General features: G+C 64.9%; 10 protein-coding genes. 3 read left to right on the forward strand and 7 right to left on the reverse strand.

The window, feature by feature from the left end; genetic code table 11:
- The first annotated feature begins 3 nt into the window (after nt 1–3).
- Nucleotides 4–2835, forward strand: a complete 2832-nt coding sequence (ppc, locus tag ACFI9K_RS13740) for a phosphoenolpyruvate carboxylase (RefSeq protein ID WP_462663992.1) — start codon at nt 4–6, stop codon at nt 2833–2835.
- 257 nt (nt 2836–3092) lie between these two features.
- On the opposite strand, the gene pgl is transcribed toward ppc, so the two are convergent.
- From pgl to tkt, 5 genes are read right to left on the reverse strand one after another with little or no spacing between them, the layout of a single operon-like run.
- Nucleotides 3093–3836: a 6-phosphogluconolactonase gene (pgl, locus tag ACFI9K_RS13745; RefSeq protein ID WP_462663993.1), complete on the reverse strand. Its 744-nt coding sequence runs from the start codon at nt 3834–3836 to the stop codon at nt 3093–3095.
- Entirely contained in the window at nt 3829–4737 is a 909-nt protein-coding gene (opcA, locus tag ACFI9K_RS13750) for a glucose-6-phosphate dehydrogenase assembly protein OpcA (RefSeq protein WP_462663994.1), read from the reverse strand. Before opcA ends, pgl begins: the two co-directional genes overlap by 8 nt.
- Nucleotides 4734–6290, reverse strand: a complete 1557-nt coding sequence (gene zwf, locus ACFI9K_RS13755; protein ID WP_222094845.1) for a glucose-6-phosphate dehydrogenase — start codon at nt 6288–6290, stop codon at nt 4734–4736. The genes opcA and zwf overlap by 4 nt, the downstream gene beginning before the upstream one ends.
- Nucleotides 6291–6293: 3 nt before the next feature.
- Nucleotides 6294–7418 (reverse strand): transaldolase, encoded by a 1125-nt coding sequence (gene tal / locus ACFI9K_RS13760; RefSeq protein WP_462663995.1) that lies wholly within the window; start codon nt 7416–7418, stop codon nt 6294–6296.
- Between the two features lie 5 nt (nt 7419–7423).
- Nucleotides 7424–9523 carry a transketolase gene (gene tkt / locus ACFI9K_RS13765; RefSeq protein WP_462663996.1) on the reverse strand — a complete coding sequence of 700 codons (2100 nt, stop codon included), beginning with the start codon at nt 9521–9523 and terminating at the stop codon, nt 7424–7426.
- A 410-nt stretch (nt 9524–9933) separates the two neighbouring features.
- Between tkt and ACFI9K_RS13770 the strand changes: the two genes are divergently transcribed.
- Complete coding sequence (locus ACFI9K_RS13770; RefSeq protein ID WP_462663997.1) at nt 9934–10941, forward strand: heme o synthase; 1008 nt, start codon at nt 9934–9936, stop codon at nt 10939–10941.
- A 25-nt stretch (nt 10942–10966) separates the two neighbouring features.
- Here ACFI9K_RS13770 and ACFI9K_RS13775 read toward each other — a convergent pair whose 3' ends face one another.
- Entirely contained in the window at nt 10967–11932 is a 966-nt protein-coding gene (locus ACFI9K_RS13775; RefSeq protein WP_462663998.1) for a quinone oxidoreductase family protein, read from the reverse strand.
- Nucleotides 11933–12070: 138 nt separating this feature from the next.
- On the opposite strand from ACFI9K_RS13775, the gene ACFI9K_RS13780 reads away from it, so the two are divergent.
- The gene (locus tag ACFI9K_RS13780; protein ID WP_462663999.1) at nt 12071–12442 is read left to right on the forward strand and encodes a hypothetical protein; all 372 of its coding nucleotides are present in this window, start codon (nt 12071–12073) and stop codon (nt 12440–12442) included.
- Nucleotides 12443–12581: 139 nt separating this feature from the next.
- Here ACFI9K_RS13780 and ACFI9K_RS13785 read toward each other — a convergent pair whose 3' ends face one another.
- Nucleotides 12582–13568, reverse strand: a complete 987-nt coding sequence (locus ACFI9K_RS13785) for a COX15/CtaA family protein (RefSeq protein ID WP_462664000.1) — start codon at nt 13566–13568, stop codon at nt 12582–12584.
- Nucleotides 13569–13608: the final 40 nt, after the last annotated feature.

Raw genomic sequence — 13608 nt, forward strand, 5'->3', positions numbered from 1 at the left:
TGGATGAGCGAATCCTCCTACGAGTCAGTCGGTTCCCCAGCATTCGTTCCACCGACAGCTCAGGGTAGGGAGCTGACCGAACCTCTTCGTGAGGACATTCGGTACCTCGGCGGCATCCTGGGCGAGATCGTTCGTGAACACGAAGGCCACGAGGTCTTCGACCTCATCGAGTCTGCGCGTGTCGAGTCGTTCGCGGTGAGACGATCCGAGATCGAGCGCGACGATTCGGTCGGTCGCTACACCGATGTGGAAGTGGCGCAGGCGGTTCCGCTCATTCGAGCGTTCAGTCACTTCTCGTTGTTGGCCAACCTCGCCGAAGACCTGCATCGTGAACGCCGCCGCGCAATCCATCTCGATCGCGAGGATCCGCCGCAGGACAGCAGTCTCGACGCCACGTGGCTCAAGATCGATGCAGCGGCACCTACGCGTGAGCAGGTGGCCGCGGCGTTGACCGACGCGTTGGTGGCTCCGGTGATCACGGCCCACCCCACCGAAACACGTCGACGAACCATCTTCGACGTGCAGTCGAAGATCACCGAATTGATGCGCAGGCGCGATGTGGCCACGGCGGCCCTCGAAGGCAAGGCCGCCAGCGCGACCAAGGAACTTGCCCTCGTCGACGTACAGATCCGCAGGCAGGTGCTCACCCTGTGGGAGACGGCCTTGATCAGGTTGTCGCGCTTGCGGATTCAGGACGAGATCGAGGTGGGCCTGCGCTACTTCGAGTCCTCTCTGTTCGACGTCATGCCGGCCCTGAACGCCGACGTGCGCGCGGCGCTGCGGGCGCGGTGGCCCGAGGACGATCTGCTGCCCCGCCCCATCCTTCGCCCTGGATCGTGGATCGGCGGCGACCGGGACGGCAATCCGAACGTCACCGCCGAGGTGGTGCACACTGCCACGCATCAGGCGGGCTACGTCGCCTTCGAGCACTATCTCGACGAACTGGTGGCGCTGGAGAAGGAACTGTCGATGTCCGCGAGATTGGTGGACGTGACCGAGGAGCTGGCTTCGCTGGCCGGTGCATCGGCGGAACCGGACGATCGTCGAGCGGACGAGCCATATCGGGTCGCCGTCGTCGGCATCCGGGCACGGTTGACTGCCGCCGCGCAGGCGGTGCTCGACGCGGTACCGGTGTCCGGGATCGACCTCGGGGCGGAGAAATACGACGGGCCGCAGGACATGTTGGACGACCTCGACGTCATCGACCGGGCGCTGCGGGCCGACGGCGACGCATTGATCGCCGATGATCGTTTGCTCCGACTCAGACAATCGGTCGAGACCTTCGGATTCCACCTGCAGGCTCTGGACATGCGGCAGAACTCCGAAACTCACGAGGAAGTGGTCGCCGAGCTGCTGGCCTGGGCCGGGGTACACCCTGACTATTCGTCTCTCGGTGAGGACGAACGGGTTTCCGTGCTGTCGCAGGAACTCGCCACTCGGCGGCCCCTGATCGGCCCCAATGCCGAGCTCAGCGAACTCGCAACCAAGGAATTGGGAATCGTCAGAGCCGCCAAGGAAGCCATCGACCACCTGGGACCCGACACGATCCAGAACTACATCATCAGCATGTGTCAGTCGGTCAGTGACATGCTCGAGGCCGCCTTGCTGCTCAAGGAGGCAGGCATCTTCGACCCCGGCACCGACGGGTCGTCACCGACGTCCACGGTGGGTGTGGTGCCGTTGTTCGAGACCATCGAGGACCTTCAGCAGGGCGCAGCGACTCTGCTCGCCACGCTCGACGTTCCCATCTACCGCGCGCTGGTGGCCGGGCGCGGAATGAACCAGGAAGTCATGCTCGGGTATTCGGACTCGAACAAGGACGGCGGGTATCTCGCGGCCAACTGGGCGTTGTATCGCGCGGAGCTGGATCTGCTCGAGGCCTCGCGCAAGACGGGAATTCGACTGCGGCTCTTTCACGGTCGCGGCGGGACGGTCGGCCGCGGCGGCGGTCCCAGCTACGACGCAATCCTTGCGCAGCCGCCCGGTGTGGTGCAGGGATCGCTACGGCTCACCGAGCAGGGCGAGATCATTGCAGCGAAGTACGCCGAACCGTCCATGGCGCGTCGCAACCTCGAATCCCTGGTTGCGGGCACTCTCGAATCGACTCTGCTCGACGTCGAGGGTCTGGGTGACGGCGCGGAGGCCGCCTACGACATCCTGGACGATCTGGCTGCGAAGGCTCGCGCGGCCTACGGTCGCCTGGTGCACGAGGAGCCCGGATTCGTCGAGTACTTCCGCACCTCGACGCCGGTCGCCGAGGTCGGCGAATTGAACATCGGCTCCCGGCCCGCGTCACGGAAGCCCACCAACTCGGTGTACGACCTGCGTGCGATCCCATGGGTGATGTCGTGGAGTCAGTGCCGCGTCATGCTGCCCGGCTGGTACGGCACCGGTTCTGCGTTCGAGGAGTGGGTCGGCGACGACGACGCCAAGCTCGCCGCTCTCACCGACCTGTATCGAAAGTGGCCCTTCTTTCAGACGGTCCTGTCGAACCTCGCCCAGGTCATGGCCAAGTCGGATCTGGGCATCGCCGCGCGGTACGCCGAGTTGGTACCCGACGCCGACCTGCGCGCGAGAATCTTCGGCATGATCGAGGTCGAACACGCCAGAACCGTGCGAATGTACCTGAAGATCACCGGTCACAGCCGTCTATTGGAAGACAACCCGTCGCTGGAGCGCTCGGTGCACAACCGATTCCCCTACCTGGAACCGCTGAATCAGATGCAGGTCGAGATGCTGCGGCGCTATCGCAACGGTGACGACGAGGAACGGGTCAAGCGTGGAATCCTGCTGACGATGAACGGCCTCGCGACAGCCCTGCGCAACAGCGGCTAGCGGGGGAGTGGTTCCGCTGACTCGATCGAGTCGGCGGAACCGACCGGCGACGGGTCGCGTCCAACGAGGTATGACGCAGTGCAGCAACGACACCGAAGCGTGGCGAAACGGATCCGCCTACCGCACGAACGGTAGGCGGATCGGTCGCTCGAAACCTGGATATGCCTGCGATGTCGGCTTCTACGACGACGAACGGCAGGGACGTGACCCCGACTCGGTCCAGTCCGACTAGTCGCGCAGGATCGAACGGTTCGGTATCAGCTGTCCAGCTTGGAGGCTGCGCCGGAATCGAGGAACCACACCGTGGATTCGCTACCCAACGCGCCGGCCGACGGGACCTCGTCCGAATCGGCTCCACCGACCGCGGCCGCGACGGCGTCGGCTTTGTTCGCTCCCGACACGAGCAACCACACGTGCTGTGCACGGCGAACTGCGGGAAGCGTCAGGGTGATGCGCACGGGCGGTGGCTTGGGGGAGTCCTCGACCGCGACGACGTAGCGATGCTCTTCACGCACGGCGTCGGTATGCGGGAAAAGCGAATTGATGTGACCCTCGCCGCCCATGCCCAACAGGTGGATGTCGAATGCAGGTGTCGGCTCTCCCTCGGAGCGAGAATGAAGGATCTGCGCATACGTCGCGGCCGCCACCTCGGGATCGCTCCCGTGTGGTCCGTCGGACGCAGCCATCCTGAAGACTCGATCCGGGTGAACGTCGACGTGGTCGAGCAGAGCCTGCGCGGCCTGTACCTCGTTGCGTTCCGAGTCACCCGACGGCAGAAAACGCTCGTCGCCGAAGAAGATGTCGACCTTGCTCCAGTCGATCGATCCGGAGTCGCGGCGTAGTGCCTCCAACAACGCGATTCCGGTGCCGCCGCCGGTGAGCACCACCGACGCCGAGCCGCGCTCGGCCTGCGCGGCCGTGACGACCTCGACGAATCGAGCTCGCGCGGCATCGACCAGGGCCTGCGCGTCCAGGTACTGAAGGACCGATGTCTTACTCATAGCTCACTTTCGACAGTCCGTGCAGGGCCAATTCGTAGATCTCATCCGTGTCGAGTCGGCGCAATTCTTCGGCCAGGCACTCTCGAGTGTTGCGTCGTGCCAGTGCGACTTCGGCGTCGGGCTGGCCGGTGCGCCGCAACGTTGCGGTTTTCCCTGTTTGCGGACGCGTCAGCGAGATGCTGCTGTTCTCCCTGATCATCTCCACTTTCAGCTCGCCTTCTCGTCGAGACACCGGGACGTCGAGTTTCGCGGCCAGCCAACCGGCCAGAATGTCGAGTGCCGGCTCCTCGGCCAGTCCCGACACCGTTGCCGAGACGACGGCCTCGTACGGTGCCTGATCCAGGGCCGTGGCCAACAGACCACGCCAGTACGTGATGCGACTCCACGAGAGATCGGTGTCGCCCTCGGTATAGCTGCTCAGCCGCCCCTTGATCGCAGCCGTGGTGTCAGGAGAGTTCGTGGCATCGGTGATCCGTCGAATTGCCAAGCGCCCCAACGGGTCCTTGGCTGGAACGGTCGGTGCCTCGTCCGGCCACCACGCCACGATCGGAGTGTCGGGCAGCAAGAACGGAATGACCACACTGTGTTCATGATCGGCGAGTTCACCGTTCAGACGCAGCACCACGACCTCCGAGGCACCGGCGTCACCCCCGACGCGGATCTGCGCGTCGAGGCTCGACTCGGCCGATCGGTCGCCGTGGATGAGCACGATGACGCGGCACGGGTGCTCGCGGCTCGCCTCGTTCGCCGCGTCGATGGCTCGCTCGGCCTTGGCCGGATCGCGGCTGGCGACGATCAGTGTCAGCACGCGGCCGATGGTCACCGCGCCACCTGCCTCACGAACCTCCACCAACTTCTTGCCGACCTCGGCCGTCGTGGTGGCGGGGATGTCGACAATCACGGCCTTCTCCATTCGCGTCCGGTGCGGTGCATCATCTCGTCACCCGAGGACGGACCCCAGGTTCCGGCTTCGTACGGCTCCGCTGTGCCGCCCGAGGCCCAGAAGTCCAGAATCGGGTCGAGAATCTTCCACGACAGTTCGACCTCTGCGTTGACCGGGAACAGTGAGGGTTCACCGAGCAACACATCGAGGATGAGTCGCTCGTACGCCTCGGGCGAGGATTCGGTGAACGCCTGGCCGTAACTGAAGTCCATCGAGACGTCACGTACCTGCATGCTGGATCCGGGAACCTTGGAGCCGAATCGCATCGTCACGCCCTCGTCGGGCTGTACTCGAATGACCAACGCATTCTGACCGAGCTCCTCGGTCATCGTGGCGTCGAACGGCAGGTGCGGTGCGCGTTTGAACACCATTGCGATCTCGGTGACTCGCCGACCGAGCGCCTTGCCGGTGCGGAGATAGAACGGCACACCGCCCCAGCGTCGCGTATCCACCTCGAGGGTGATGGCAGCGTAGGTCTCGGTGTTGGACTCGGAGTCGAATCCCTCTTCCTCCTTGAGCCCCTTCACTTTCTGACTGCCCTGCCAGCCTGCGGAGTACTGACCGCGAGCGGAGGTGCGATCGAGGGGCTCCGCGAGCTTGGTCGCCGAGAGCACCTTGATCTTCTCCGACTGCAACTCCTTGGGGTTGAAGCTCACCGGCTCCTCCATCGCAGTGATGGCAAGCAGCTGCAGGAGGTGGTTCTGGATGACGTCACGGGCGGCACCGATACCGTCGTAATACCCTGCGCGACCGCCCAATCCGATGTCCTCGGCCATCGTGATCTGAACGTGGTCGACGTAGTGCGCGTTCCAGATCGGGTCGAACAGCTGATTGGCGAAGCGCAGAGCCAGAATGTTCTGCACCGTCTCCTTGCCGAGGTAGTGGTCGATCCGAAAGACGGTGTCTTCGGGGAACACTCGGTTCACGATCGCGTTGAGCTCCTTGGCGCTCTCCAGATCGTGGCCGAACGGCTTCTCGATGACCACCCGGCGCCAGTGCCCGTCGTCGCCTCGAGCCAGACCAGAACGCGACAGTTGCTCGAGCACCACGGGAAACGCGCCGGGGGGAATGGACAGGTAAAAGGCGTGATTACCCCCGGTGCCACGGGTCTCGTCGAGTTCGGTCAGCGTTCGCGACAGCTCGTCGAACGCTGCGTCGTCGTCGAACGTGCCTTGGACGAACCGAAAACCCTCCGCGAGGGTGTTCCAGACCTCCTCGCTGAAGGGAGTGCGCGCGTGATCGCGTACGGAATCGTGCACGATCTTCGCGAAGTCCTGGTTCTGCCATTCCCGCCGCGCAAAACCGACCAGGGCGAAACCGGGGGGCAGCAGCCCCCGGTTCGCCAGGTCGTACACCGCAGGCATGAGCTTCTTACGCGCGAGGTCGCCGGTCACCCCGAAGATGACCATGCTGCACGGGCCCGCAATGCGGGGGAGCCGCTTGTCGCGCGGATCGCGCAGTGGGTTCGTCCAGTTCGCGGGATTCAGATTTTCTGTGTCTGCGGTGGGCACAGGTCAGCTCTTCTGACCTGCTCGGCGGAGCTGCTCGTCGGTGGCCTCGAGCAACTCGTTCCAGGCCGCCTCGAACTTCTGAACGCCCTCGTTCTCGAGCGTCAGGAAGACATCGGTCAGATCGATGCCCAGCGCAGAGATGCGATCGAAGATCTCCTGCGACTCCGGTCCCTTGCCCGAAACGGTGTCGCCGACGACCTCGCCGTGATCGGCAACCGCGTCCATCGTCTTCTCGGGCATGGTGTTCACCGTGTTGGGAGAGACCAACTCGGTGACGTACATCGTGTCGGGGTAGGCGTCGGACTTGACGCCCGTCGAGGCCCAAAGCGGCCGTTGCGGACGGGCACCGCTGCCGACGAGCTCGCGGAATCGAGGTGCGACCTCGAAGACCTGCTGGTACGCCACGTAGGCCAGGCGGGCATTGGCCAGGGCGGCCTTGCCCTTGAGCTCCTCGGCGTCCGGCGTGCCGATCGCGTCGAGCCGCGAATCGATCTCGCTGTCGACGCGAGAGACGAAGAACGACGCCACCGAGTGAATCTTGTCGAGGTCGTGACCGGCAGCGCGGGCAGCCTCGAGGCCCTCGAGGTAGGCGTTCATCACCAGCTCGTACCGCTCGACGGAGAAGATCAGCGTCACGTTGACGCTGATACCTTCGCCGACCACCTTGGCGATGGCGGGAATGCCTTCTTCGGTCGCCGGAATCTTGATCAGAAGATTCGGTCGGTCGACAATCTTCCAGAGTTCGACGGCCTGCTCGTACGTCTTGTCCGCGTCGTGTGCCATGCGGGGATCGACCTCGATGGACACGCGGCCGTCGACGCCCGAGCTGGCCTCGTACTGGGGCATCAGGATGTCGCATGCCTCACGGACGTCGTCCGTGGTGACCGTGCGGATCGTGGTCTCGACGTCGGCACCTTCACCGGCCAGCTTGGTGACCTGCTCGTCGTAGGCGTCGCCCTTGCTCAGCGCTGCCTGGAAGATCGACGGGTTGGTCGTGACACCCACGACGCTCTTGGTGTCGATGAGGTCCTTGAGGTTGCCCGACCGGATGCGATCGCGCGACAGGTCGTCCAGCCATACCGAGATTCCGGCGGCGGACAGGTCTGCCAGGTTCTTGTTCTGAGTCATTCGAATTATCCCTTCACGTTGGTGATGGAGCGCTGCGCGGCCGCGACGACGGCGTCGGCGGTGAAGCCGAACTCGCGGAACAGCGTTGCCGCATCGGCAGATTCGCCGTAGTGCTCGAGTGAAATGATCTCGCCGAAACCGCCGACGATCTTCCACCACGGCATGGCGATACCGGCCTCGATGGACACCCGCGCCTTGACGGTCGGCGGAAGGACCTGGTCTCGGTAGTTCTGGTCCTGACTCTCGAACCACTCGACGCACGGCATGGACACCACACGTGCCGCGATGCCCTGATCCTCGAGTTGCTTCTGAGCCTCGACCGCGTACTGCAACTCGGAACCGGTACCGATCAGGACGACGTCGGGGGCCGACTTGGAGGACTCGGACAGGATGTACCCGCCCTTCGACACACCCTCGAAGCTGGTGCCTTCCAGGATCGGAATTCCCTGACGCGTCAGAGCCAGACCGACGGGACCGCTGCTGCTCGACCTGGCCAGCACGGCCTGCCATGCGAACGCCGTCTCGTTCGCGTCACCGGGACGCACTACCGAGAGGTTCGGAATGGCGCGCAGTGCCGCGAGGTGTTCCACCGGCTGGTGCGTGGGGCCGTCTTCGCCGAGGCCGATGGAGTCGTGGGTCCATACGTAGATGGGGTCGATGTCCATCAGCGAGGCCAGGCGGACCGACGGCCGCATGTAGTCGCTGAACTGCATGAACGTGCCGCCGTAGGCGCGGGTGGGTCCGTGCATGACGATGCCGGACAGGATCGCGCCCATGGCGTGCTCACGAATTCCGAAGTGCAGCGTGCGGCCGTAGGGCTCGGCGTCCCAGTCGTCCGTGGAGATCGAGGTGGGGCCGAAGGACTTGGCACCCTTGATCGTGGTGTTGTTGCTGCCTGCGAGGTCGGCCGAGCCGCCCCACAGTTCCGGCAGCACGGGGCCGACCGCATTGAGTACCTCGCCGGAGGCCGCACGCGTCGCGACGGCCTTGCTGCCGGGCTCCCACGTAGGCAGCACGTCGGTCCAGTTCTCGGGCAGCGTGCCCTGCTGCAGCCGATCGAGCAGCTGCTTGCGTTCGGGCTCGCGCGCGGCCCACTCCTCGAACTGCGTCGTCCACTCGGTGTGGGCCTTGTGGCCACGCTCCTGGAGCTTGCGGGTGTGTCCGATGACCTCGTCACTGACCTCGAAGGTCTTGGACGGGTCGAAGTCCAGGGCCTGCTTGACCTTCGCCACTTCCTCGTCGCCCAGGGCGGCACCGTGGACCGCACCGGTGTTCATCATCGTCGGGGCCGGGAACCCGATGATGGTGCGAAGCACGATGATCGACGGCTTGTCGGTGACGGCCTTGGCGGCCTCGATGGCTTCTTCGATCGCGGTCACGTTCTCGCCGCCCTCGACCACCTGCACGTGCCAGCCGTAGGCCTCGTACCGGGCCGCAGTGTTCTCCGACAACGCGATGTCGGTCGCATGCTCGATGGAGATCTTGTTGTCGTCGTAGAACAGGATCAGGTTGCCGAGCTGCTGCGTGCCGGCAAGCGACGACGCCTCGGAGGTGACGCCCTCTTCGATGTCGCCGTCGGAGGCGATCACATAGATGAAGTGGTCGAACGGGCTTTCACCGAGCGCAGGTTCGGGATCGAACAGGCCACGCTCGCGGCGCGATGCCATCGCCATGCCCACAGCGGAGGCCAGACCCTGTCCGAGCGGGCCGGTGGTGATCTCGACGCCGTCGGTGTGGCGGAACTCGGGGTGGCCGGGCGTCTTGGACTTGTAGGTCCGCAATGCCTCGATGTCAGCGAGTTCGAGGCCGAAACCACCCAAGTAGAGCTGCAGGTACAGGGTCAGGCTCGAGTGGCCGCACGAGAGTACGAAACGGTCGCGACCGATCCAGTGCGTGTCGGTGGGGTCGTGACGCATGGTGCGCTGAAAGAGGGTGTAGGCGAGGGGAGCCAAGCTCATCGCGGTTCCGGGGTGGCCGTTACCGACCTTCTGCACTGCGTCCGCTGCCAGGACACGAACGGTGTCGACCGCTCGGGTGTCCAGGTCCGTCCAGTCGCTCGGGTGGTGCGCTGTGGTGAGGACGTCAATATCGTCTGTGATCGACACGAGCAGAAATCTCCTGACATTCGTTCGAGTTGTGGCTCCGAGGAGTCGTCGCTCGGCAGCAACTGCACAGCGCCTGCGTGAGGCGCGAACGTAGTCGGTGCCGAAGGACGTCCCCTACCAGCCTAGTTCCGTCCGCCGCTACTGTCGTGCCTTCCCCCGGCCGAGTGTGCGCGGGTCGGTCGCAGACGACTGATTCCTCACTTTGGGTGCCCTGCGAATTGGACGTGCAAACCCTGCCGTCTACCATCGTCTGTAGTAGTGCACGTGTGCCGATCGCAGTTGGTTCGAATCGGGACGATCGGACGTGCGCGTTGGCGTCCACGGTCGTCGTGCAGAGTGAACCCGCGTGCCGCTGGCGCGTGAGCAAGTGGCCGAGCGCCAGAGAATGAACAGTCGTGCGAGGAGACGCAGTGCGAATTGGGCAGCAGCCGGGCGGACACGGATTCGCCGGCGGCCCCGGATTCGGAGCAGACGACCAGAGCGAGTCCGCGCAGACCGCCCCGCAGTCGTCTGCCCCGCGCAGAGCGTTCGCACTCGTCCTCGCGTACGTTGCGCTGACTAAGCCCCGGGTCATCGAGCTCCTTCTGGTGACCACGATCCCGGCAATGCTGTTGGCCGACCGAGGCAACGTCGATCCCTGGCTGATCCTGACCACGCTCTTCGGCGGCATGTTGGCCGCCGCCAGTGCCAACACTCTGAACATGGTGGTCGACGCCGACATCGACAAGGTCATGAAGCGGACCGAGAAGCGTCCGCTTGCTCGTGGTGCGATGCCTGTCTCGCATGCGCTGGTTTTCGGTCTCGTGCTCGGCGTGTTCTCGTTCTTCTGGTTGTGGGCCACGACCAACCTGCTCAGCGGCGTGCTCGCGGTGGTGACGATCTGTTTCTACATCTTCGTCTACACCCTGATCCTCAAGCGGCGCACCTCGCAGAACGTGGTGTGGGGCGGCGCGGCCGGCTGTATGCCGGTGATGATCGGTTGGTCCGCCGTGACCGGCACGATCGGCTGGCAGGCGCTGGTGATGTTCCTGGTCATCTTCCTGTGGACCCCACCCCACACCTGGGCGTTGATGTTGCGCTACAAGGAGGACTACCAGGCCGCGAACGTGCCGATGTTGCCGGCCGTGGCCTCGGAAACCAAGGTCACCAAGCACATCGTGCTCTACGCCTGGGCCACCGTCGCCGCCACTCTTGCGCTGGCACCGGGCTCCGGCGTCGTCTACGCCGTCGTGGCCGTGGCTTCGGGAGCGTGGTTCCTGGTCGTGGCTCACCGCCTCTACGCGGGAGTCCGAGCCGGAACTCCGGTCAAACCGCTGAAGCTGTTCATTCTCTCCAACGAGTACCTTGCCCTCGTGTTCTGCGGCCTGGCCGTGGACTCCGTACTCGGCTGGAACACGCTCGCTCAGATCTTCTCCTGAGCGCGCCCTCGCCGAGAGTCGGCTTTCAGGGAACCAGAACGATGGACCCTGTCGTTGTGCGTGACTCGAGGTCGATATGGGCCTGCGCCGCATCCTCGAGTGCGTAGCGAGCGCCCACCAGCACGGTGAGCGTGCCACTCGCTATCGCTGAGAAGACGTCGCCGGCCCGCCACTCCAGCTCGGCTCGGTCCCGTATGTGATGCGCGAGCGTGGGTCTGGTGAGGAACAGGGAACCGGCACCGTTGAGACGCTGCGGATCCAGGGGCGGCACCGGGCCGCTGGCGGCCCCGAACAGGGCAAGCGTGCCTCGTATCCGAAGCGAGGCCAGGCTGGCCTCGAACGTGTCCGCACCGACACCGTCGTACACCGCGTGAACCCCGTCGCCGTCGGTGATGTCGCGAACGCGTGCGGCGATGTCGTCGTCGTAGCGGAGTACGTGTGCTGCACCGGTGCGTGCCGAGAGTTCGGCCTTCTCGTCCGTGGACACCGTCGTGATCACGTTCACGCCCTTGGCCACCGCAAGCTGCGTCAGCATGAGTCCGACGCCGCCCGCTCCCGCATGTACCAGCACGGTCTCACCGGGCTGGGCGGGGTACGTGGATTCGAGCAGATAGTGCGCCGTCATGCCCTGCAGCAGCGCCGATGCCGCCTGGTCGGCTGGAACGCCGTCGGGGACGGTAATGGCAGCAGATTCGTCCACCAGGACGAATTCTGCGTAGCTTGCCGGCGCGGCAGCCCAGGCGACGCGATCTCCTGGAGCGAACTGCGTGACGTTCGCGCCGACTTCCTGAACCACTCCGGAACCCTCGTCGCCCGGAACGTACGGCAGCTCGCGTGGGTACATGCCCCGCCGGAAGTAGGTGTCGATGTAATTGATGCCGATGGCGTCCGTTTTCACCAGAATTTGTGCAGGTCCCGGCGTCGGTGTCGGCATCTCGACGATCGTCAGGACCTCGGGACCGCCGGTGTTGTCTACTCGAATGGCACGCATGCACACCGTTTTACACGTCAGTGCTCGCGCTACGGCACCCGGACGCGGCATGCATCGATCGGGGCGGCGAAGTTACTGATCAGTAACGACTCGACGGGTCGATGCGTCGAGCTTGGACGACCTCGGTATCGTGTCTGCATGGCTACCGAAATCGACAGTGCGGGCATCGAGAAGAACACGTCGAACGAAGTTCCCAAGGGAACGCTGGCGGCAGTGAAGAGCTTTCTCGCCGAGCACGGTAATTCCGCTCAGGTCGTAATCCAGCCGGTCGGCCGGGCCGGGACGCGACTGACATTGGTCGGTGCCGATGGGGTGCTCGGAGATCAGGTGGTTCCGTCCACGGCCATGGCACACGCGATCGTCGACAGGTTCGACGAGTTGACCGAGGGGGAATGGGACCGCGAGCTGGTCAGTTCGGTCAATCCGGCACCGGGCCACTACGAGAAGATGGCCGGGTGGGTCGCCGGCCAGAAGAAGTTCCCCAAGGCCCGCAACCAGGCGATCGTCTGAGCGCGAGAAGCTTCCGAAATTTGTTCGATTCGGCGGGAACCATCCTGGAACCCGGTGCGTCGAAGTCAGTGGAGAGGCAGTCGGCCATCTGAGGGGGAGGTCGGCTGCCCCTCCACCTCGCTCGAAGCAGGACCGAGCGTCACGAGCCGACGGCTACGCCCTCGATGTTCTCCACGGGTGCGGTCTCGACCGGGCCGCGGGTGCGGCAGGCAGCCCACAGTGCTGCCGTCGCAGCAGTGCAGGCACCCGCTCCGGCGACGTGAAATGCGACGAGGACTGCGGGAACACCGGTGAAGTACTGCACCAGTCCGATCAGCGACTGCGCCAGCACCAGCGCGATCAGAACCTGCAACCGGCGTTTGACCACGGTCGGCGCATGCACTGCATACAACGCGAATCCCAGCCCGACCAGCAAGGCCAGGTAGCCGACCAGGAACTGGGAATGCGCGTGCACGAGCGTCACGATCTCTATCCCGAGACGGGGGACGGGTTCCTCGATGCTCTTGTCTCCGGCGTGCGGACCGGCTCCGGTCACCATCGTGCCCGCGATCAGTACCGCGGTCAGGGCCACCCCGGACAAGCCGACGAGAGCCCGCAGTGCGGCCGGGACGGTGGGGGTCGATGCGGTTGCCGCGTCGCTCTCGCCCACCTTGGCGTACAGCAGCGTGGCCAACCAGACCATGGCCATCGAGACGACGAGATGCACGGCGACCGTCCACCACAGCAGTCCGGTCAGCACGGTGAATCCGCCGATGACGGCTTGTACGACGGTGCCGAGCGGCATCAGCCATGCGAAGAACAGCACCTCGCGGCGCCGCCGGGCGCGGGTGACCGCAATGACGATGGCGGCCGCCGCGAGGACCACTACGAAGGTCAGCAGTCGATTGCCGAACTCCACGGCCTGGTGCAGCACGGGGACCTCGGACACTCCGACGGGAGTGAAGCTCCCGGGGAAGCACTGCGGCCAGGTGGGGCAGCCGAGCCCGGAGCCGGTCACTCGGACCACCGCGCCGGTCACGGCGATGCCGCCCTGGGTGACGATCGCAACGAACGCCAGAATTCGCTGCACACGAAGCGAGGGCAGTGGTAGAAGATCGACGACGCGCAAGAACGCTCTGTACAGCACACCACGATGGTAAACGCCGATCAACTACACAGCGTCGTTG

It is taken from the genome of Rhodococcus sp. PSi06, assembly GCF_054960675.1.